Origin of the sequence: Microbacterium sp. ZW CA_36, from assembly GCF_044987475.1 — a bacterium.
Classification (GTDB): Bacteria; Actinomycetota; Actinomycetes; order Actinomycetales; family Microbacteriaceae; genus Microbacterium.
On sequence record NZ_JBJDRL010000029.1, the window covers coordinates 1 to 20,291 of the forward strand.

18 protein-coding genes are annotated in these 20,291 nt (G+C 70.2%); 3 read left to right on the top strand and 15 right to left on the bottom strand.

Features of this window, described 5'->3' with window-relative positions; all coding sequences use genetic code 11:
- The 4 genes from ACI3KX_RS13190 to ACI3KX_RS13205 all read right to left on the bottom strand — a co-directional run.
- The coding region (locus ACI3KX_RS13190; RefSeq protein WP_404910012.1) for a TIGR03364 family FAD-dependent oxidoreductase at positions 1 to 1,127 on the bottom strand (1,127 nt) is incomplete at its 3' end.
- Positions 1,124 to 2,869: a PhnE/PtxC family ABC transporter permease gene (locus ACI3KX_RS13195; RefSeq protein WP_404910013.1), complete on the bottom strand. Its 1,746-nt coding sequence runs from the start codon at positions 2,867 to 2,869 to the stop codon at positions 1,124 to 1,126. The genes ACI3KX_RS13190 and ACI3KX_RS13195, both read right to left, overlap by 4 nt.
- Entirely contained in the window at positions 2,866 to 3,696 is an 831-nt protein-coding gene (gene phnC, locus ACI3KX_RS13200) for a phosphonate ABC transporter ATP-binding protein (protein WP_363354659.1), read from the bottom strand. Before phnC ends, ACI3KX_RS13195 begins: the two co-directional genes overlap by 4 nt.
- A 43-nt stretch (positions 3,697 to 3,739) precedes the next feature.
- Positions 3,740 to 4,669, bottom strand: a complete 930-nt coding sequence (locus ACI3KX_RS13205) for a phosphate/phosphite/phosphonate ABC transporter substrate-binding protein (protein ID WP_404910014.1) — start codon at positions 4,667 to 4,669, stop codon at positions 3,740 to 3,742.
- A 173-nt stretch (positions 4,670 to 4,842) separates the two neighbouring features.
- Between ACI3KX_RS13205 and ACI3KX_RS13210 the strand changes: the two genes are divergently transcribed.
- Positions 4,843 to 5,595, top strand: a complete 753-nt coding sequence (locus ACI3KX_RS13210; protein WP_363354662.1) for a GntR family transcriptional regulator — start codon at positions 4,843 to 4,845, stop codon at positions 5,593 to 5,595.
- 7 nt (positions 5,596 to 5,602) lie between these two features.
- On the opposite strand, the gene ACI3KX_RS13215 is transcribed toward ACI3KX_RS13210, so the two are convergent.
- Complete coding sequence (locus ACI3KX_RS13215) at positions 5,603 to 6,466, bottom strand: EamA family transporter (RefSeq protein ID WP_404910015.1); 864 nt, start codon at positions 6,464 to 6,466, stop codon at positions 5,603 to 5,605.
- 234 nt (positions 6,467 to 6,700) lie between these two features.
- Here ACI3KX_RS13215 and ACI3KX_RS13220 point away from each other — a divergent pair, with 234 nt between their 5' ends.
- The gene (locus ACI3KX_RS13220; protein WP_404910016.1) at positions 6,701 to 7,612 is read left to right on the top strand and encodes a helix-turn-helix transcriptional regulator; all 912 of its coding nucleotides are present in this window, start codon (positions 6,701 to 6,703) and stop codon (positions 7,610 to 7,612) included.
- Between the two features lie 25 nt (positions 7,613 to 7,637).
- Here the strand turns inward: ACI3KX_RS13220 and ACI3KX_RS13225 are convergent, their stop codons facing one another.
- The 7 genes from ACI3KX_RS13225 to ACI3KX_RS13255 form a co-directional block, all read right to left on the bottom strand.
- On the bottom strand, positions 7,638 to 8,618 hold the full coding sequence (locus ACI3KX_RS13225; RefSeq protein WP_404910017.1) for an aldo/keto reductase: 981 nt from the start codon (positions 8,616 to 8,618) through the stop codon (positions 7,638 to 7,640).
- Between the two features lie 156 nt (positions 8,619 to 8,774).
- Positions 8,775 to 11,033 carry a S8 family serine peptidase gene (locus ACI3KX_RS13230; protein ID WP_404910046.1) on the bottom strand — a complete coding sequence of 753 codons (2,259 nt, stop codon included), beginning with the start codon at positions 11,031 to 11,033 and terminating at the stop codon, positions 8,775 to 8,777.
- Positions 10,924 to 13,161 (bottom strand): FAD-dependent oxidoreductase, encoded by a 2,238-nt coding sequence (locus ACI3KX_RS13235; protein ID WP_404910018.1) that lies wholly within the window; start codon positions 13,159 to 13,161, stop codon positions 10,924 to 10,926. The genes ACI3KX_RS13230 and ACI3KX_RS13235 overlap by 110 nt, the downstream gene beginning before the upstream one ends.
- Positions 13,158 to 13,505, bottom strand: a complete 348-nt coding sequence (locus ACI3KX_RS13240; protein ID WP_363354672.1) for a UBP-type zinc finger domain-containing protein — start codon at positions 13,503 to 13,505, stop codon at positions 13,158 to 13,160. Before ACI3KX_RS13240 ends, ACI3KX_RS13235 begins: the two co-directional genes overlap by 4 nt.
- A 108-nt stretch (positions 13,506 to 13,613) precedes the next feature.
- The gene (locus ACI3KX_RS13245; protein WP_404910019.1) at positions 13,614 to 15,056 is read right to left on the bottom strand and encodes a hypothetical protein; all 1,443 of its coding nucleotides are present in this window, start codon (positions 15,054 to 15,056) and stop codon (positions 13,614 to 13,616) included.
- Positions 15,057 to 15,240: 184 nt separating this feature from the next.
- Positions 15,241 to 15,564, bottom strand: a complete 324-nt coding sequence (locus ACI3KX_RS13250; protein ID WP_363354676.1) for a trypco2 family protein — start codon at positions 15,562 to 15,564, stop codon at positions 15,241 to 15,243.
- A gap of 88 nt (positions 15,565 to 15,652) precedes the next feature.
- Positions 15,653 to 16,846 (bottom strand): MFS transporter, encoded by a 1,194-nt coding sequence (locus ACI3KX_RS13255; protein ID WP_363354678.1) that lies wholly within the window; start codon positions 16,844 to 16,846, stop codon positions 15,653 to 15,655.
- A gap of 83 nt (positions 16,847 to 16,929) precedes the next feature.
- Between ACI3KX_RS13255 and ACI3KX_RS13260 the strand changes: the two genes are divergently transcribed.
- A complete protein-coding gene (locus ACI3KX_RS13260) occupies positions 16,930 to 17,502 on the top strand; it encodes a TetR family transcriptional regulator (protein ID WP_363354680.1) in 573 nt (190 codons plus the stop codon).
- A gap of 11 nt (positions 17,503 to 17,513) precedes the next feature.
- Here ACI3KX_RS13260 and ACI3KX_RS13265 read toward each other — a convergent pair whose 3' ends face one another.
- Genes ACI3KX_RS13265 through ACI3KX_RS13275 form a run of 3 tightly spaced genes read right to left on the bottom strand, consistent with a single transcriptional unit; the run spans position 17,514 to position 20,204 of the window.
- Positions 17,514 to 18,365 (bottom strand): DUF6999 family protein, encoded by an 852-nt coding sequence (locus ACI3KX_RS13265; RefSeq protein ID WP_363354682.1) that lies wholly within the window; start codon positions 18,363 to 18,365, stop codon positions 17,514 to 17,516.
- 1 nt (position 18,366) lies between these two features.
- The gene (locus tag ACI3KX_RS13270) at positions 18,367 to 19,065 is read right to left on the bottom strand and encodes an iron-containing redox enzyme family protein (RefSeq protein ID WP_363354684.1); all 699 of its coding nucleotides are present in this window, start codon (positions 19,063 to 19,065) and stop codon (positions 18,367 to 18,369) included.
- Positions 19,062 to 20,204, bottom strand: a complete 1,143-nt coding sequence (locus tag ACI3KX_RS13275) for a 3-oxoacyl-[acyl-carrier-protein] synthase III C-terminal domain-containing protein (RefSeq protein WP_363354686.1) — start codon at positions 20,202 to 20,204, stop codon at positions 19,062 to 19,064. Before ACI3KX_RS13275 ends, ACI3KX_RS13270 begins: the two co-directional genes overlap by 4 nt.
- Positions 20,205 to 20,291 lie beyond the last annotated feature (87 nt).

The following is a 20,291-nucleotide window of genomic DNA, read 5'->3' on the forward strand; positions in this document are numbered from 1 at the left end:
GTGGGGACGGTGGTGCCGGCGGCGGCGCCGTCACCGAGGCGGGGGGCGAGGACGGTGTCGGCGAGGCCGAGTCCGGTGGTCATTCCGATGCCGGTCGTCGCTGCGAGCGCGAGCACGCCGGGCTCCGGTTCGGCGACGAGGAAGTCGTCGGGGCCGCTGGCGTACACGCCCTGCCACCGTTCGAGCACGGACGGCCGCGCCCCGAACAGGGTCTCGAACTCCTCGAGCAGCAGGTCGGCGGCGGCTTCGGGCTGGAAGGGGGCGATGCCCACACCCTTGTAGTGGGTGTCGCCGACGATCATGGACCCGTCGGGAAGCTGCGTGTACATCTGGTTGAGGTCGAGCGCCGCGAGGTCGGGGCGCTCGGCGTGCAGGCGCTCCCGCACGGCGGTCGCCTCGGGCAGCGCCGCGAATCTGCCGTACCGCACCAGCGACCAGCCGGTCAGCAGCGGAGCGGAGACGGATGCCGCACCTCCGCGCACGCGCAGCATGTCGAGGCCGCAGCGCACGACGCCGACCGCTTCGGCGAGATCGGGCAGGAGCTGGTCGAGGTCGTGGTTCACGGCGACGACCACGAGTCCGGCGTCGAGGGGACCGCGGGTGGTGTGGACGCGCCCCGGCTCGACAGCACCCACAGAGGTGCGGGTGCGGAACTCGACGCCGAGCGTCTCGAGATGCGCGCGGATGGCGGCGGCCGCCGCGCGCGGGTGGGTCTGCAGGTCGGGCTCGACCCACGCGCCCCCCACCGCGATGCCGGGTCGCACCGACGCCCGCTTCTCGAGTTCGCCGGCGTCGAGCAGCTCGATTCCGCCGGCGCCCGCGGCTGCTTCGAGCAGGGCCAGCTCGTCCGCGTGGCGGGCGACGACGAGGGTGCCGGACTCCTGCAGCCAGAATCCCGCGTCGCGCGCGAGGCGCAGCCACAGCGGGCGGGACGCGTCGGCGAACTCGCGCGCGAGTCCCGTCTGCGCGCCGATGCAGAGGTGCCCGAAGTTGCGGACGGTGGCACCGAGCGTCTCGGCTGCACGCTCGATGACGACCACGCTGCACCCGCGGCGCACCGCGGCGTACGCCGCGCCCAGCCCGACGACTCCTGCACCGACGACCGCGACGTCGAATCCACGAGTCATCGGAACACCTTCCTCATCCACATCGCGAGCGCCTCGACGGCGAGCACCGTCACGAGGATCATCAGCACGATCGCGGTGACCATGCCGTAGTTCGCGCCCTGGCTCGCGTTGAGCAGGTAGTAGCCCACCCCGCCACCGCCGACGATGCCGAGGATCGTCGCCGCACGGATGTTGGTGTCGAGCAGGTAGAACGCGTGGCCGACGAGGGCCTGGGCGCCCTGCGGGACGGTGGCGCCCGCGTAGACCTGCAGCCTCGTCGCGCCGGTGGCGAAGAGTGCACGCTCGGGTCCGCGGTCGACCTCTTCGAAGGAATCGGCGATGAGCTTGCCGAGCAGTCCCACACCGCCGACCGCGAGCGCGATCGTGCCGGCTTGCATGCCGAGCCCGGTGATCACGATGAGCACGATGGCGAGGATGATCTCGGGGATGCCGCGGATGCCGACGAGTGCGAACCGCGCGGCGCCGCGGATTCCGCCGTTCGGCGCGACGTTGCGTGCGGCGAAGGAGCCGAGCAGCAGCGAGGCGCCGAGGGCGAGCAGGGTGGCGGCGAGCGCGATGGCGATCGTCTCGCGCAGGGCCTCGAACACGACCTCGGCGCCGTACACGCCGAAGGTCGGCGGCCAGAACTGCACGGCAACGGCGGGGATCTTCGCCCAGAACGTCAGGAAGTCGCCCCAGTTGATCTGGCACACCCAGACGCCGGCGATCACGACGGCCGCAGCCAGCCAGCCCGCCGCGACATTGCGCACACGCTCCGCCGTCCACGGCCGTCGGAGTGCCGTCTGGGGCGAGCTCGCCCACCCGGCGACCGGTCGCGGGGCGGGACGCCGGGTCGCCGCATCCTGACCGCGCACGAGCCGCCGGCCGATGAGCCGGTCCGCCCAGGAGCCGCGGTCGCCGATGCGCCCGAGCATGGCCGCGCGCACGGCGCTCGAGACGATCTCCATCACGACGCACAGCACGAAGATGACGAGTGCGATGCCGAGACCCAGCCCGTAGTCCAGCGACTTGAACGCGTACGACATCTCGAGGCCGAGGCCGGCCACGCCGACATAGCCGAGCACCACCGAACCGCGCAGATTGATGTCGTTGCGGTGCAGCACCGTGGCGACCCATGACGGGAGCACCTGCGGCAGGATGCCGCCGAAGAACTCCTGCATGCGGGTGCCGCCTGCCGCACGGATGGCGAGGCGCGGTCCCTCGTCGATCTGCTCGATCGCGTCGGCGAACATCTTGGAGATCATGCCGATCGAGTGGATGCCGATCGCGAGGATGCCGGGGAGGGCGCCGAGCGAGAACATCAGCACGAACACCATGGCGAGCACGACGTCGGGCAGGGCCCGCGTCAGTACGCCGACGAAGCGGGCTGCGGCGCGCCAGCCGTTGCCCGGTGTGGTGTTGGATGCCGCCAGGTAGGCGATCGGCACCGACAGCGCCGCGGCCAGCAGCGTGCCGGTGAGCACGAGTCCGAGCGTCAGGGCGACGAGCCACGCGAGCTCGGCGGGCTCGGGGAACGTCAGCGGGCCGACGCGGGCGAAGAAGCGCTCCGCGTTGCCCCAGCTGGCGATCATGTCGGGGATCGAGATCTGCACCTCGCCGAGGGCCGCGACGGAGAGCGCGAGGAGGGCGAGCAGCGTCAGCCCGGCGGCGATGCGTTCGGGCGAGAGGCGGCGCTTCGGCGCCCGCTCGAGCAGGGAGGGCGAGAGCTGCACGATGCGCGGCCGGTCGACGGTGGTGGTCATCGCGCCGGCTCCGCAGCGGCCTCGAGGAGCAGCTCGTCCTGCACCGCGCGCAGTTCGGCCGTGCTGGTCGCGACGCGCCCGTAGATCTCCATGACCTGCGTCTTGGAGAGGTCGCGGGTCGGCAGGTCGAGGACGACCTGGCCGTGGCGAAGGCCGACGATCCGGTCGGCCCACGAGATCGCGAGGTCGACCTGGTGCAGGCTGCACACCACGGTGAGCCCCTCGTCGGCGGCGATCTCGCGGATCAGCGCCATCACCTGGTCGCTCGACTCGGGGTCGAGCGAGGCGACAGGCTCGTCGGCGAGGAGGACGCTCGGATTCTGCATGAGGGCGCGGGCGATCGCCACGCGCTGCTGCTGTCCGCCCGACAGGGTGTCGGCGCGCTGGTACGCGCGATCGAGCAGCCCGACGCGGTCGAGGTGTCCGAGGGCGGCCAGCCGGCGCGCCTTCGAGTACGACCACAGCCCGAGTCGCGGGCCGCGCACGCCGGCCAGCGACCCGGTCAGCACATTCTCGAGCACCGTCAGCGACGGGACGAGCTCGAACTGCTGGAAGATGAAGCCGACGCTGGAGCGCAGGGTGCGCAGGCGCCGGCCGGAGAGGCGCGGCACGTCCTCGCCGAGCACCTCGACGGAACCGGAGGTCGGAACCTCCAGCCCGTCGAGGTGCCGCAGCAGGGTGGACTTGCCGGAGCCCGAGAGACCGAGCAGCACGACGATCTCGCCGCGACCCACGGTGAGCGAGACGCCGTCGAGGGCGGTGGTGGCGCCGAAGCGCTTGACGACGCCGTCCAGTCGGACGACCGTCTCGGATGCGGTGGTGTTCATGTCTGCTCGGTCCTCGCGTGCGGTTCTGATCAGCGGGTGGAGGTCAGCCCTGGCACTGGGTGGCGTCGGTCTTCTCGCAGATGTCGCGGATCAGGTCGTAGTACGCGTCGTCGACCGGCTTGGTCTCGTAGAAGACGCTGCGGAACCCGTCCGAGTCGGCGCTGTCGACGCCGCTGGCGATGATGTCGTCGATGGTGACCTCGGCGAGGATGTCGACGAGCTGGTCCTTCACGTCGTCCGGCAGCGTGTTCGAGTACACCAGCGGCGCGCCCGGCACCATGGTCTCCTCGATGACGCGCACCTTGTCCGACTTCTCGACCTCGCTGTCCTCGGCGAAGCCGGCCTCGCACTCGACGCCCTCACCGGTCTTCTGCACGCTCACGTCGTGCTTGCCCGCGAACACCGGCGTGACATCGGCCTCGGGGTCGATGCCCTCCTCGAGCAGGTTGTAGGACGGGAACAGATATCCCGACGTCGACGAAGGGTCGACGAAGCAGACCTTCTTGCCGGCGAAGTCGGCGAGGGACTCGATGTCGCTGGCCGTCGGCACGATCGCCTGCGAGAAGTACCCCGGCTCCTGGCCCTCCTCGGTGACGATGGACGAGATCGGGGTGAGCTCGGCACCGTTGTTGGTGGCGGTCACGTAGGTGAAGCCCGAGAACGAGGCGACGTCGATCTTGCCGGCGATGGCCGCCTCGATGAGCGCGGCGTAGTCGGTGGACTCGTGGTACTCCACGGTCTTGCCGGTCTCCTGCGCGATGTAGTCCATGAGCGGCTGGTAGTTGGTCTCGGTGTCGGCCGAGTCGGGCACCACGCCGAAAACGAGGGTCTCGGCGTCGACCGCATAGCCGGCGGTCGTGGCGCTGTCTTCGTCAGTGGTAGCACCGGCGGTGCCGGAGCACGCGGACAGACCGAGCGCGAGGAGTGCGGCGCCGGCGAGTGCGATCGACGCGTTCTTTGCACGGAGGTTCATGACAGCCTTTCGGGTGAGGGGAGGGATGAAGAACCTCCAGAACTCTCGCACCCCGACTGCAGACAAATGTACCTACGTAGTCATTGTTCAAAGGTTGTTCACCTAACTCGACGCCAGACGAACAGTCGGTGCCGCCGTTCCCGCCAGACTGCTGCGCTGAGTAGTATTCCCATGTGGCAGACACTGTGTACAAGCTGATCGCAGACGATCTGCGCGGACTCATCGTCAGCGGGCGGCTCGCGCCCGGCGACGATGTGCCCACCGAGGCCGAGCTCGCGCAGCGCTGGAACACCTCGCGCGGCCCGATCCGCAACGCTCTCGCGACACTGCGCAACGAGGGACTCATCGAGACCACCCGCGGACGACCGGCTCGCGTCACCGCGCGCAAGGCCCATCAGGCCGTCGACGTCTCGATCCCGTTCACGAGGTGGGCACGCGACATCGGCGCGGTACCCGGTGCGCGCACCCAGGAGGTGAGCCTGCGGCGGGCGGATGCCGAGAAGGCGGCGCTCCTCGGAATCGCGGAGGGCGACCTCGTCGTCGACGTGCTGCGCCTGCGACTGCTCGACGGCCGCCTGACCATGCTCGAGCGCCTCACCTACATCGAGCCCGTCGGCCGTGTGCTGTTCGGCGTCGATCTCGACACCGTGTCCATCACCGAGTACCTCGAGGAGCACGGCACCGGCTCGGCAGACGTGGACCACGAGATCGATGCGATCGCGGCGGACGATACCGACAGCCGCCTGCTCGAGGTGCCCCTCGGCTCCCCCGTCCTGCGCCTGCGCCGCGTCACACGGGATGCCGCCGGACGCACGTTCGAGGCATCCGATGACCGGTATCTGAGCGACGTGGTGCGGTTCACCGTGTCGGCCTCCGGGCGCTCGCGCCAGGGCGACGCGTATGTGCGCCCGCTGGGCAGCGCCTGACCCCGCCTCACACCGCGAGCAGCGCGATCCCGGCGACCACCACCGCGGACGCGACCAGGCGCGCGCCCGGGCGCGCCTCGCGCAGCACGAACGCGCCGAAGAGGCTCACGAGCACCACGCTCACCTCGCGCATCGGAGCGACGATCGACACCGGCGCGATCGTGACGGCTGCGAGCACCAGAATGTACGACAGCGGAGACAGGATGCCGAACACCAGCAGTCGCCGCCGGTCCCGTCGCAGCATCCGCAGACCCTCAGGAAGTCGGCGTCCGAGAAGCGCGGTGAAGACGGGGACCTCGAGGGCGGTGCAGCCGACCATGAACGCGACCGGCGAGATGCTCCAGGTGCGCAACGCCTGGGCATCCCACAGCGTGTAGGCGGCGATCGCCGCACCGGTGAGGAGACCGAAGACGATGGCGGGATCGAATCGTCCGGCGCGCGTCGCGCTGCCCCGATCGATGTAGCCGATGCCGATCACGCCCGTGATGATCGCGGCGACGCCGACGAGCGCGATCAGTGAGGGACGCTCGCCGAGCACCGCGACCGCGATCACGACGGTGATCAGCGGACCAGTCCCCCGCGCCGTCGCGTAGACGGTGGAGAGATTGCCGGCGGCGTAGCCCCGCTGCAGCACGAGCATGTACACCACGTGCAGCGCGGCCGACACCGCCACGCCGATCGCGAACCCCTGCAGCTCGCCGGCGCCGATCCCTCCGGTCAGCGGCACCAGCGGGAACCAGAGGACGGTGCTCGCAACCGATCCGGCCCACAGGAACGGCAGTCCGGAGCGGCTGGCTCCGTGCGCGATCACGTTCCACGACGCGTGGGCGATGGCGGCGGCGAGGACGAGCAGGATGGCGAGAGTGGACACGCGGGACCCTTCCGCTCGCCGCGGGCGCGACGAACCGGGTCCTCCGGGCTTTTGTCCTGTCAGATGACGACCTGACGCACGGGCGGCAGATCGTGGCGCCGCTCGGACCAGGCGAGCCGAAGCTCCGGAACCCTAGGCGCTATCGCGCACACCGTAGCAGGTCGACGTGTCGTGCCGTGTGCCGGGCACTCGCAGAGCCTGTCACCGGCGCTCCGGGCGGCCTAGCGTGGAGTCATGGCTGACATTCGTGCCGAGGTGAAGGAGTTCCTGAGCTCGCGCCGCGCCCGGCTCACCCCCGAGCAGGCGGGACTGCCTGCGTATGGCGGCAACCGCCGCGTCGCGGGGCTGCGCCGCGAGGAGGTGGCGATGCTCGCCGGCGTCTCGGTGGACTACTACGTGCGTCTCGAGCGCGGCAACCTCGCGGGCGCCTCGGAGGGCGTGCTGGATGCGATCGCCCGCACCCTCCAGCTCGACGAGGCGGAGCGCCAGTATCTGTTCGATCTCGCCCGTGCCGCCGGTCCGGCGCGCAGGCCCGTGCGGCGCGCTGCATCGACCGTGCGCCCCGCCGTCACGCAGGTGCTCGATGCGATCACCGAGGCGCCGGCGTGGGTCCGCAACGGCCGGCACGACATCATCGCGGCGAACCTGCTCGCCCGCGCGCTGTACTCCCCCGTGTTCGACGACCCGCGGCGGCCGGTGAACACCACCCGCTTCGCCTACCTGAATCCCGCGGCCCGTGAGTTCTGGCGCGACTACGACCAGATCACCCACGACTCCGCCGCGATGCTGCGGATGGAGGCGGGTCGGAACCCCCATGATCCCGACCTCATCCGGCTCGTCGGAGAGCTGTCGACGCAGAGCGAGCTGTTCCGCGAGCGGTGGGCGTCGCGCGACGTGAAGTTCCACCGCAGCGGCCTGAAGCGCCTGCACCATCCGGTGGTCGGCGACCTCGATCTCAACTACGAGTCCATGGACCTGCCCAGCGAACCTGGCCTCGTGCTGAACGTCTACACCGCGCCGATGAACTCGTCGTCCGCCGATGCCCTCAAGCTGCTGGCGTCGTGGGCGGCGACGCAGGCGGCAGAGTTCGCCGCCCACGACGCCACGGTCGCGGGGACGGATGCCGCAGCCGCGTCCGCGCGCTGACCTCCGGCATCCGTCTCCGCGGTCGTCACAGACCCACCATCGCCATGCCGCCGTCGTCGTAGCGGTTGCCGGCCACGACGGCGGCGAGCGCATCCAGCGTCGCGATGTCGTCGGCCGACAGCGGCACGCCGGTGGCCCCGGCGTTCTCGTCGACGCGCTCGCGCCGGCGGGTGCCCGGGATCGGGACCACGAACGGATGCCGCGACAGCAGCCACGCGAGGGCCACCTGGCCGGGCGTCGCCCCGCGTGCGGCGGCGATGTCGCGCACCCCGTCGACGATGGCCTGGTTGGCCCGCAGGTTGTCGGGCTGGAAGCGCGGAACCCGGCCGCGGATCTCATCGGCGCCGAAGGTGGAGTCGGCCGACACGGTGCCCGTGAGGAAGCCCTTGCCCAGCGGGCTGAACGGCACGAACCCGATGCCGAGCTCGACGCACGTCGGCAGCACCTCGGGCTCGGGGTCGCGGGTCCACAGCGAGTACTCGCTCTGCACGGCCGTCACCGGGAACACCGCGTGCGCGCGCCGGATCGTCCCGGCCCCTGCCTCGGAGAGCCCGAAGTGCTTCACCTTCCCTGCCGCGACGAGTTCGCCGACGGCGCCCGCGACGTCCTCGATCGGCACGTCCGGGTCGACCCGGTGCTGGTAGAACAGGTCGATCGCCTCGACGCCGAGCCGCTGCAGCGACGCGTCGGCGACGCGCCGGATCTGCTCGGGTCGCGAGTCCGTGCCCTGCATGCTGCCGTCGACGATGTTCCATCCGAACTTGGTGGCCACGACGACCTGGTCGCGGATCGGGGCGATCGCCTCGCCGACGAGCACCTCGTTGTCATACGGCCCGTAGACCTCGGCGGTGTCGATGAACGTGACACCGTGCTCGACCGCGTAGCGGAGCACGCCGATCATGTCGTCGCGGTCGCCGGGGTTGGGACCGTAGCTCATCGACATCCCCATCGCGCCGATGCCGATCGCCGAGACATCGAGGCCCTGACCGAGCTTCCTGGTGTGCATGGATCCTCCTCGTGCCCGGGGGGCGCTCGCTCCCCATGGCATCCCCCATCTCACTCCCGTGAGGGCGTCGACGGGAGACCCCCGCGTGACAGGTACTGCCGGACCCCCTGACACACGTGAGGGCCCGACCCTCCGGCCGGGCCCCCGCGTGTCGGCTCATGCAGCCGCGTTGATCGTCTCGAACAGGTTCTTGAACGAGGTGAGCGCGCTCTGCGACGGGTTCGCCGCCGTACGCGCGGCTTCGCCGGCCTGGATCACGGCGCCGACCGTGGAGTCGGTTGTGCCGTCGCCATCGGTGTCGACCGGATCGCTCAGCGCGATCGACCCGTCGGCGACGTTGAGCCAGAGCGACAGCAGATGCGCGTCGAACTGGTTCTCCGCGTTCTTCGTCTGCTTCGGCCACAGCGCCGACACGGCATGCGGAATCGTCGTCAACGGCACCTTCTCGTCGAAGACGGCGCTCAGCACCCGCACGACCGAGAGAAGGCACAGCTTCTCGTCGACCGTGTGCAGCGCGCTACGCTTCTCGCGGTAGTCGGTCTGCCACACGCCCAGCGTTCCGGCATCGGTGCTGGTGCCGAGGATCACGACCTGGACCTCGTCGGATGCCGAACCCCCGTCGTCGTCCGACACCTCGACGCCGGTGGTCGCCGCGCACGCGATCGCGTACGTGTGCGGCGCGGCATCCGTCACGTCCCGAGGCTGGATGCTCGGGCTCGGGTCGCCATCGGCGGCCGGCGGGTTCACCAGGCTCGTGTGACTGGCGGTCGCGCCGTCACCGAAGTCCCACGCGAACACGAGGTCGTCGCTGCCCGGGTCGGTGCCCCGAGCCTCGAACGCCACCGGGTCGCCAGCGGTGCCGAACACGATGTCCTGCCCGTTCCACGACGTGGTCGGCGGTCCGGTGATCTCGGCCGTCGGGGCGACGTTGGCCACCGTTGCGGTGCCCGTGTCGGAGCCCGCTCCGCCGTCGTCGTCGGTCACGGTGAGGGTGACCGGGAACGAGCCGTCGTCGCCGTAGACGTGCGTCGCCTCGACCGCGGTGCCTGTCACCGTGGCTGCGGTGACGGTGCCGTCGCCCCAGTCCACGCTGGCCGTGTGCGCGTCGTTCACACCCGGGTCGGTGAAGTGCGCCGCGAGCGTGACGACGGCGTTCTCGTCAGCTCCGGTCACCGTGTCGACCACGACCGCAGGGGGGACGTTGTCGACGTGCAGCGAGAACGACGTCTGGCCCGTCTCACCCTTGTCGTCCGTGGCGGTGATGGTCACCGTCTCGTCGGCGGGTCCCTCGGGCGGTGTGTACGACCACGACCATGACGAGCCCGAAGGCGTCACCGTGCCGATCGTCGCCGTGAGGGCGGTGATGGTGCCGTCGGCATCCGTCGCCGTTCCGGTGTTCGTCGCCTGCGTCCCCTCGTCCACCGTCACCGCGGCGTCGTCGGCGGTGACCACCGGGGCCGCGTTCGGCGATTGCAGCGCCGCGAGCAGGTCGAGGCGCGGCGTGGTGTTCGTCGTCGTCCCGGCTGCGTTCGTGGTGTAGGTGATGGGCACGCCCGTCGAGGTGATGTCGGCCAGCAGGTTAGCGATTGGCCGTGACGGATAGGCCGACCGCAGCAGAGCCAGTGCTCCGGCCACGAACGGCGTCGACATGGATGTGCCGCTCTTGCTGCCGTACACGTCATCGTCGATCGCGGAGTCGATCGACGATCCCGGCGCCATCACGTCCAGCAGCGCACCGCGGTTGCCCGAGTTCGTGGTCGTGTCGTCGTCGTTCGTGCGACCGACGGTGAACGCCGTCGAGATGCATCCGGGTGCGCCCACGGCGTTGAGGAACGAGTTGTTCCCCGAGGCGATGACGGTCGCGATGCCGGAAGCCAGGTTGCTGTCGATCGCGGCCTTGCGCGTGTCGCCGTCACAGGCCGACGAGTTGTTGCCGCCGCCGAGGCTCATGTTGCTGGCCACGACGTTCCACCCCGGGTTCGCCGCCGCCTGGCCTCGCACCCAGTCGAGTCCCTGGATCTGGTCCGAGACGTACGACAGCACGCAGGGCGCAGGGTTCGGCGCGCAGTCGCTCGCCACGTTGACGCGCGTGAACACCTGCACGGCGATGATCTGGGCGTCGGGTGCGACGCCGTTGCCCGGCGGCGATCCGCCGGCGTCGTCGGCCGCACGGCCGGCTGCGATGCCGGCGACGTGGGTGCCGTGGTCGCAGATGTTGCCGCCGCCGTCGACGCAGGTGGCGTTGTTGTCGCTGTCGATGTCGGCGGACGTGTCCTCGGTCGTGCCGTCGGGGCAGAGGCTCGCCTCATCGCCGTCGCCGTCGTCGTCCCCGGGGTCGGAGAAGCAGTGCTGGGCGACGATGCGGGATCCGAAGAACGGATGGTCGGCATCGATGCCGGAATCGAGGATCGCCACGGTGGCACCGGCGCCGGTGTAGCCGAGCGCCTGCACGTCGTCGCCGTTCACGACCGGCAGCGTGCTGGCGAGAGCCGGCGGATCGGCGAAGTCCTCGACGACGCCGACGACGTGCGGGTTGTTCTTCAGCCCCCGCAGCGCCGGCTGCGGCACCTCCATGATCACGTACGGCATCGTCACCGTCTTCGTCACATCGGTCGCACCCCCGGCGACTCCTCGCACGACGTCGTCGGCCGACGCCTTGCGGTCGAGCTGGACGATGACGCGCACCCGATCCGGTGGCGCGGCGTACGCGGGTGGACTGACCGCCACCACCCCGAGCGTCACCGCACACGCGGCGAGTATGGAGACGATTCTGGACCTCATGATGGTTCCCTCCATCCATCGGCGCGTCCCTTCCGGGCGCACGCCCGGTGGTACCTCCACCACGGGCAAGGAGGGTCCGCCGACCGCGGTGATACTCGCGAGACCCGGTCGACGGCACGCCGAGGACGGTCGAGCGACCGGCAGGCCGAGGCCGCCGCACGACCGGCGCGGCGCGCTTCATCGACCCGCGACGCACGTCCCCGGCCGCGAAGATCCGCGGCACGGAGGTCTCGAACGGCAGCGGCTCCCTTCCGAGCCCCTGCCAGCGCTGGAGCGACTGGACCGACACGTCGGTGCCGGTGCGGAGGAACCCGTCGGCATCGCGGTCGAGATCGGCGAGCCACGACGTGGCGGGCTCCGCGCCGATGAAGCAGAAGAGCCCGCGCGCCGCGACATCCCCCACCGAATCGATGCTCACGCGCTCGAGGGTGGACTGACCGTCCAGCCCGACGACGCGCGAGCCGGTGTGGACGTCGATGCGCGGATCCTCGAGCAGACGATCCACGAGATACGACGACATCCGCGTGCCGAGGTCGGAGCCGCGCACCACCAGGTGCACGGGGCAGCCGTTCGCGGCAAGATACAGCGACGCCTGGCCGGCGGAGTTCGCGCCGCCCACGACGACGACGGGCGACTCGAAGACCTGGCGCAGTTCGAGCGGCGTCGCCGCGTAGTAGATGCCGGCGCCCTCGAACTCGTTCCAACGCTCCAGGTCGAGGGTGCGGTAGGCGGCGCCGGACGTGACGATCACGGTCCGCGTGCGGATGAGGCGCCCGTCGGTGAGAGCGATGTCGATGTCGTCGCCGACCGGTCGGAGGTCGACGGCCTCGCAGGGCGCATAGACGCGGACCCCGAACTTCAGCGCCTGGAGCGACGCCTGGCCGATCAGATCGCCGCCGCTGACTCCGAACGGGAATCCGAGGAAGTTCTCGATCCTCGACGTCGCCGCCGCCTGCCCGCCCGGCGCGACGGCATCCAGCAGCACCGTGTCGAGACCTTCGGACGCACCGTAGATGGCCGCGGCCAGACCGGCCGGCCCGCCGCCGACGACGACGAGATCGACGACCTCGTCGGCGCGCGCCTGATAGCTCAGCCCGAGGCGCTCGGCGACCATGCCCGGCGTCGCGCGCGCCATCGGCTCGCCCTGGATGAACGCCACCGGCAGATCCTCGAGGCCGATGCCGTGCTCACCGAGCGTCCAGAGATCGCCGGGCGCCAGTTCGATCGCGGTGTGCACCAGATCGACCCGCTCCGCGAAGCGTCGGAGAGCCAGGAACTCGCGCGACGAACGGGGTCCGACCAGCTTCAGGGTCAGCGCGGCAGGTCCGCGGCGGAGGATCTCGCGTCGAGCCCAGAGGGCGTGCAGCACGATGTCGCACAGCTCGTCGTCCTCCGCCATCAGCAGACGCAGCCGGGAGCGGCTCACCCGCAGCATCCGGCCCGGCTTCGAAGCGCGCGCCGACAGGAACGCCCCCTGCCCGTTCAGCAGGCCCAGCTCGCCGACGAAGCTGCGCGGACCCATCGTGCCGACCACCGTCTCGTCGACCCAGCCGAAGGAGACACGGACGATCTCGATCTCGCCGGTGTCGACCAGGATCAGGTCGTAGTCGAGGTCGCCGGCCTGGAAGAGGTACTCGCCCTCCGCGACCTCCTGCGGCTCGCCGAAGGCGAGGAGCCGGTCCCACTGCGCGTCTGTCAGGGCCGGCTTCATCATGCGTTCGATCTCACGCTGCTTCGCCGGCGAGATCTCGTGAGAGGTCATCGGTGGATCAACTCCCGCCAGTCGGCGGGCAGCCTGCCCGCCGGGCCGGGCGACGGCTGCGTGACCGGTCGCGAGACGGGCGGCGCGAGGACGGGCCCGTTGACGTAGTCGCCGGCGACGTAGTCCCAGAACCAGTCCTCGCCCGGCTCGAAGCTGCGCACGTAGCGGTGCCCCCTCGTGCGGAAGTGCGCCGTCGCGTGCTGCGCCGGCGACGTGTCGCAGCATGCGACGTGCCCGCACACTGCGCACCGCCGCAGGTGCACCCACCAACCGCCGACGGCGTCGCACTCCGCGCACCCCTCGCCCGAGGGCGGCACGGTGGGGTCGATCTCATCCAGGCTCATCGGGCCTGCCTCTCGTCCTACGCGTTCCATCGGTGCGATGCTAACGCGCCCGGGGGCAGGCGTGGCCGACAGGACGATGTCCGCGCGGCGGCAGAGCCTCATGACCGATCACGCGACGTCGAGCGCTGCTCGGCCCACCTGCGTCAGTGTCAGCTGGTACCGCGCCACCCATCGGGCCCATCCGTCGCGAACGAGTGCGTTGACGAGGTCATAGGTCTTCGCCTGCACCTGCGGCACGGCACGGGTGAAGTCCGGGTGGCGCACGTCGACGTCACCCGACCGCAGCAGCCGCAGAAAGCTCATGATGTACGGGTCCTGATCCGCGAGAAGCGTCGAAATGCCGGGGTCGAGGTGCTCCAGATACGCAGCATGGTCGCGAAAGCCGAGAATCAGCATGGCCGCGTCGCGCTCAGCATCCGTTCGCTCATCGGCGGGCAGCGCGATCCCCGACTCGCGGAGCGACAGGCGCGTCATGTACGCCCGGTGGAAGGCGTACTTGGACATCTCGCGGTACTCCTTCGACGCCGCGAACTCCGGATCGGCGAGTTCTCGGTTGATCTGCGATCGCTCGACCGCCAGACATTCGGATGCCCCGGAGAGACCGACCAGGACGGCGTCTGCCGCGCCTGAAGATTCGAGCAGCCTCGCCGCCGCCGACACCCGACCAAGGCCGGCCGCGCAAAGATCTGCGGCACGCAGCCTCATGCTCGGGCTCCCACCTGCTCTCACCGTCTCAAGAACCCGGACGACAGTCTCATATCCGGTCACCACATCCGAGACGTCGGGACCATCGATGCGCAACCCGTGCGCGATCGTTCGGTCATCACGCTCGCCGCCAGTCGCCTCGATGAGGATCCTCCCCGCAGCGCCTACCTTTTCGGCGTCGAAGAAGATGACGGGGACGTCCACCAACGGCGAAGCAGCGAGCGACTCGTACTGGTGAAGGCCGTTGCGCACCCCGGAGAACGAGTAGCTGACCGTCGGCCAGCCGTCCACTCTGAGCTGCACGCTCACCGGCGACAGGAGGGGAACGTGCGAGGGGCCGTGAACTTCGAGACGCTCGCCGCGGGGACCTCCCGTCCGCCGCGGTGCCCACTGACTCTCCAGCGTGATGCCGGCCTCTCGCGCAACCCGCTCGAAGTCGGGGTCCTCCATGAGCGGCGCAGCCGGCCGCGCCTCGATCGAGGTCGCGTCATCCTCTCGCAGGAGGCGGCGCTGGATGCCGACGAGCCTGTCCAAGCTGAACACCGCGGCTCCCGACATCCCGCTCCAACCAGATCTGACGCTGCCGCCCGTGCGATGGGGCTGCAGCACCAGATTGCCCTCCGGCGAGGTGTCCGACGGCTCGAAGATGCCTCGGACGAGGCGGCCGCCTTCCCGCAGGCTGTGGTCCGGGGCGGTCTCCGTGGACCAGAGTGGCCAACCGTACATCTCGAACGTCAGGCTGTCGCGGCCGACCGGTTCGACAACGCCGATGGCGACCGGCGCGACATCGTCCCACCCGCGACAGCGCAGGAGCGCTGCGTCGGCAGCGCGAGAGCTGCAGACCACGCTCGCAGGAGCCGCGAGCGATGACGCCCGCGGGCGCACCTCCAGACGTCCGGTCCTCAGAAAGTGTTGGGACGTCAGCACCAGCCCAGCGGCGACGACATATCCGCTCGCTCGTTGTTTCCCGTCCTGGATGACCGCGACCGCGCGGTCGGGATCGAAAGACGCGTCCGACCAGGCCATGACGCTATTCGCGGCCGGTCAGGAGCGACCCGCCGCCGGCGTCGCGAGGGGTCAACGGCACGGTGAGCGCGACGGTTGCAGAGCGGGTGGAGGACGCATTAGCCCCTGCATTGACGACCCAGAACTTCACGCCGCCGCTCGCCCCCAGCTCTCGTTCGACGACCACGGACAGTTCGATCGACACTTCACCGACCTCGAAGCGGATCTCCTCGTCTTGCGCCTTCGTCACCGCTTCTGCGAGTTCCCGGCGGAGCTCGCCGATCGCATCAGCCAGCGACACTGATCCGAACGAACTGTCGGCGGCCTGAGCATCATCGTCGAATGTCATGGTCGACGATATCGCCGCACCGGTGTGTGGCGGCAGTCCCTCTGCGCCAGCGCGAAGGTGGGCGAGCCCGTGGTGCCACCGCTGCGACTCAGGCCTGATCGACCAGCACCGGCGTGCGCCGCCGACCGCCGATGAGGGGTGCGATCAGTGCGGCGACGATGACGAACACCAGTGGGATGATCAGAGCCGCACGCAGGCCGAACTCGTCTCCGGCGAAGCCGAGCGCCGGCGGACCGACGAGGAACGCGACATAGCCCGCCGTCGCCACGAGCGACACGCGCGCCGCGGAATCGGGGCCGGAGTCGCCCGCCGCACTGATCGCGACCGGGAATCCGAGGGATGCACCCAGTCCCCACAACAACACGGCGGCCGCCGCCACGAGCTGATGGTCGACGAAGATCACCAGGGCGAGGCCGACCGCGGCGAACACACCGCTCGCCGAGAGCACCGCGGGGCGGCCGAACCGCTCGATGAACCACCCGCCGGAGAATCGGCCGATCGTCATCGCGGCGGCGAACACAGCGTAGATCGTGGAGCCGAGCGCGGGATCGAAGCCATGACCGTCGACCATCACCAGCGGGAGCCAGTCGTTCGCGGTCCCCTCGGCGAGCGCCATGGCGAGGATGATCACGCCGATCAGCAGCAGGCGGGAGTCCTTCCACAGGGCGCGGCGGCTCTCGGTGACGGCGGTGGTGTCGACACCGTGGGCGCGGCCGGTGTGCGCGGGCAGCGCCGGCACCGAGAGCATGACGGCGGCGAGCGCGATCACGCCGACGAGGCCCAGGTGCCAGGCCACGGGGAAGCCGGCGGCGGTTGCCCAGATCCCGATGACGGCTCCAACCAGGGTGCCCAGGCTGAAGCATCCGTGCAGGGTCGGAAGGAACGATCGCTCGCTGACCCGCTCGATGTCGGCACCCTCGACGTTCATCGCCACCTCGCCACCGCCCATCCCGGCGCCGAAGAGGAAGAGTCCTGCGGCCACGACGAACGGGCTGCCCACTGCGGCGCCGATGCCGATGACGGGCATGCTCACCACGATCGCCGTCGCGCCGACCGTGATGACCGGCCGTGCTCCGAGCCGCGCGACGAGGGCGCCGGATGACAGGATGCCGATCATCGAGCCGAGCGAAAGCCCGAAGAGCACGAGACCCATCTGCGCGGTCGAGGCGCCGAGGAGGTCGCGGATGTCGGGCGTCCGGGTGACCCACGACGCGATCCCGACGCCGGGGACGAAGAACAGCGTCGCCAGTGCGAGGCGGCGCGCAGACAGGGACGAGAGCATCGGCATCCTTCAAATATGTACGTTCGTACACAACAGATCTGTACTATCGTACACAGACGTTCGCCGACGAGACGAGGTGACCCATGGCCGCACGGGGTGCGAACGATCCGGATCGCCGCGACCGGATCATCGCCGCGACGCTCGCCGTGATCGGCGAGCGGGGTGTGCATCAGACCAGCCACCGCGTCATCGCCGCTCGGGCAGGCGTGCCGCTCGGATCGCTGACCTACTACTTCGACGGGCTCTCCGACATCCTCGAGCAGGCCTTCGCCGCACTCGCGGAGCGGATGTCGGAGCAGTACCGCGCGACCCTCGCGGCGGCGCGCAGCCGCGAGGAGGCGAGTGCGGCGGTCGTCGATCTGATCTGCGGCTCGTACGCGACGCCCGACGACGTCCGGGCCCTGTTCGAGATGTACTCGTTCGGCAACTACGACGCCAAGGTGCACGATCTCTGCCGCGACTGGCTGCTCCTCAGCCGCGCCAGCCTGGGCCTGCATTTCAGCGAACCGACGGCACGCGCGCTCGACGCGCTCGTGGAGGCCTGGCCGATGCACCAGGCCTGGGAGGGCACCCCGCTGGATCGCGACTACGTCGCCGCCGTCGTGCAAGCGCTCGTCGACCGCTTCGAGCCTGCCACGGAGTCCCGAACGGGCTGACCGCCCGGGCCTCAGTCGAACGCAGCAGGCGTCTCGCGGGGGTAGGCGCCGCCGGCGAGCTTCACCAGCTGCGCATGGGCGTACTCGCAGACGAGGGCATGGCGGTAGACCATGCGCGGCACATCGACGTTCGAGTCCATCCAGAGACTCATGCCCGCGAGTTTCCAATGCCGGAACGTGTCGTCGTCGCACACGAGCGCCAGGATCTCGAGGAACGAGTCGTCGAACCGGATCGAGTGCACCGCTCGGCGGTACTCCTCGACGGTGAGGGCCATCGAGAACGGGATGTTCATGAAGCACAGCGCCGTCTGGATGTCGAGGTTGAGCAGCCGGCGCCGCCGCCGCTCGGCATCCAGGTGCGGGATGTCGAGCTGGGTGAAGTCGAGGTGCTCCGGCGGGGTCAGCGGGATCCCGTCGAGCGCGATCAGCACGTCGTACACGTTGACGTCGTGCTCGACGACGGCCGAGTCTCCGAGCCCTGCGAGCGTCTCGGGGCGAAGCGTCACCGGCTCCATCTCGACCGAGGTGTTGCGGATGATGAAGTTGACGAGATTGGTCTCGACCACGAAATGCCGGATGAGCAGCTCGACGGCATCGGGCGAGACGAACCGGCGGAGGAACCACACGCACAGCGTGTCCATCGTGCGCAGCGGCATCCACCGGAACGGCAGCACGCGCTTGACGATCGAGACGAGCGCGACGAGGACGCGCGAGACCACGCGAGCGACGGGATAGAGCCAGCGGCGTGAGAGGCGTCGCTGGTCGTCGATGATCTGCCGCACGAGCGCGCGGTCGAGGGGCACCGAGGGATCGGCGTACACCGCCTCCCACATGCTCGGGTCCGTCCGCACGAACTGCGGCATGTCAGCGATCCAGTTCCTCGAGCTGCAGCGCGTAGAGCCGGGCGACCACCTGCGCGCAGCGCACGATCTCGTCCGCCGCCCGCGCATCGATCGCACCCGAGGTGAGGATGGCCTCGAGGTTGCCGGTGTGCTCGGTGTCGGCATCCTGGTGATAGCGCATGAAGTGCACCTGGTTGTCGGCGAGCCCCAGCACCTCCTGGAAGCGCGCGGCCCAGCCCGCCGCACGCCTGGCGCCGAGCCCTTCGATGATGAACATCGCACCGAGGAGCCCTACCGGATTCGGCCGGCCGGCGTAGTGGAACATGTAGGCCGAGAGCGCCTCCGAGCCGATGTTCTTGCGGCCCGCGCGCAGCTCGTCGAGCGAGCCGCCGATCGCGACGTAGTCGCGCTCGAGCATGAGATGGTCGCGGTGCTCCTCCTCGGCGTGGCGGATCGCCGCCGAACGCAGCTCGAAATGGTCGCCATCGAAGCTGGATGCCGCGCGCGAGATCCACGGCGACCCGTCGACGACCTGCTGGCGGAGGTTGAACAGCAGCCGGCGGTAGTCGTCGAGGGTCACGGTGCCTTCGGCCAGCCGCGCGAGGATGGGGACGCGCTCGAGACGCTCCTCGAGCTCGACCCAGACGTCGGCGAGTCGTTCGAACAGCGTGTCGGCGGCCGAGGGCGCGGCCTCGGCCGAGGCGGTCGTCGTGGTGCTCATGGCGTTGCTCCTTGCTGATGCGGTGGCGCGACCACCGTGAGGTGGGCGAAGGCGAAAGAGAATCGTCCCGACTCGGGCACGGCCAGGAGCACCGTCTCGCCCGGCGCGAACCGGCCGGTCCGCCACGCCTCCTCGAGGGCGATGAAGATGCTGGCGGACCCGGTGTTCCCGCGGGTCTCGAGATTCGAGAACCAGCGGTCGGTGTCGAGCGTCGGGATGCGGCGACGCAGCGCCTCGAACGCGACGTCGCGGAACATGTTCGTGCTGTAGTGGCACACGACGTGATCGAGATGCCGCACGTCGACGAGTCCGATGTCGACCAGCTCCTCGAACTGGCGGATGCCGGCATCCGCCAGGTCGTCGAGCATGCCAACGTCCTGGCGCAGGAGGAACATCCCCGCGGCCTCGGCATCGGCGATGTCGACGTCCTGCCAGGTGCCGCCGAGGACAGGCTCGGGCCCCGTCATGCCGGCGCGCATGCAGACATCGTGCTCATGGGCGAGCGAGACGTGCCGCACCCAGTCGACGCGCAGGGACGGCTTGTCGGGATGCGGCTGGAACTCGACGACGACGGCGCCGGCGCCATCCGACAGCATCCATCGCAGGAAATGGGAGTCCATGCCGGCGCGGACGCCGTCGTACCGGCGCTGCCGGAGGCTCCGACTGGGCAGCTCCGAGCCGACGACGGCGGCGCGCGGGTGATCGCCGAGCCGGATCTTGCTGACGGCGGCATCGAGCGCCGCCAGACTGGACGCGCACACGCCCGACGCCGACAGCAGCTGCATCGGCCCGCCGCCGAGACGCCCGTGCACCATCGACGCGAAGCCCGGAACGAGGACGTCGCCCATCGTGGTCGCGCACGCCAGCATCCGGATGTCCGCCGCATCGATGCCGCGATCGTCGAGCGCCGCGCGCAGCGCCTTGACCGCGAGCTCCTCGTTGAGCTCGGTCGGCTCGCCGTGCTCGTCGAGCGCGTAGTGCCGCTGACGGATGCCGTTCGATTCCAGGATGCGGCGCCGGATGCGCTCGGTGACGGGGTCGTCGCCGCCGAGCCGGGCCGCGATGCCGTCGTTGTCCACGGGCGCGCCGGGAAGGTACCGGCCGAAACCGGTGAGGTAGGCATTCGCCGTCGCGCCCATGTGACGACACTAGGCCCGGCGCCACGCTCAGCCCGCCGTGACGTGGCGGGTGCACCAGACCGCCGAGGCGCTCCGGCTCGCGGCCGC

Bases quoted from the DNA above. Each gene is read 5' to 3' on its own strand.
- ACI3KX_RS13195 (WP_404910013.1), bottom strand. From the start codon at position 2,869: ATGACCACCACCGTCGACCGGCCGCGCATCGTGCAGCTCTCGCCCTCC.
- phnC (WP_363354659.1), bottom strand. From the start codon at position 3,696: ATGAACACCACCGCATCCGAGACGGTCGTCCGACTGGACGGCGTCGTC.
- ACI3KX_RS13205 (WP_404910014.1), bottom strand. From the start codon at position 4,669: ATGAACCTCCGTGCAAAGAACGCGTCGATCGCACTCGCCGGCGCCGCA.
- ACI3KX_RS13220 (WP_404910016.1), top strand. From the start codon at position 6,701: ATGGCTGACATTCGTGCCGAGGTGAAGGAGTTCCTGAGCTCGCGCCGC.
- ACI3KX_RS13225 (WP_404910017.1), bottom strand. From the start codon at position 8,618: ATGCACACCAGGAAGCTCGGTCAGGGCCTCGATGTCTCGGCGATCGGC.
- ACI3KX_RS13235 (WP_404910018.1), bottom strand. From the start codon at position 13,161: ATGACCTCTCACGAGATCTCGCCGGCGAAGCAGCGTGAGATCGAACGC.
- ACI3KX_RS13240 (WP_363354672.1), bottom strand. From the start codon at position 13,505: ATGAGCCTGGATGAGATCGACCCCACCGTGCCGCCCTCGGGCGAGGGG.
- ACI3KX_RS13250 (WP_363354676.1), bottom strand. From the start codon at position 15,564: ATGACATTCGACGATGATGCTCAGGCCGCCGACAGTTCGTTCGGATCA.
- ACI3KX_RS13255 (WP_363354678.1), bottom strand. From the start codon at position 16,846: ATGCTCTCGTCCCTGTCTGCGCGCCGCCTCGCACTGGCGACGCTGTTC.
- ACI3KX_RS13260 (WP_363354680.1), top strand. From the start codon at position 16,930: ATGGCCGCACGGGGTGCGAACGATCCGGATCGCCGCGACCGGATCATC.
- ACI3KX_RS13265 (WP_363354682.1), bottom strand. From the start codon at position 18,365: ATGCCGCAGTTCGTGCGGACGGACCCGAGCATGTGGGAGGCGGTGTAC.
- ACI3KX_RS13270 (WP_363354684.1), bottom strand. From the start codon at position 19,065: ATGAGCACCACGACGACCGCCTCGGCCGAGGCCGCGCCCTCGGCCGCC.
- ACI3KX_RS13275 (WP_363354686.1), bottom strand. From the start codon at position 20,204: ATGGGCGCGACGGCGAATGCCTACCTCACCGGTTTCGGCCGGTACCTT.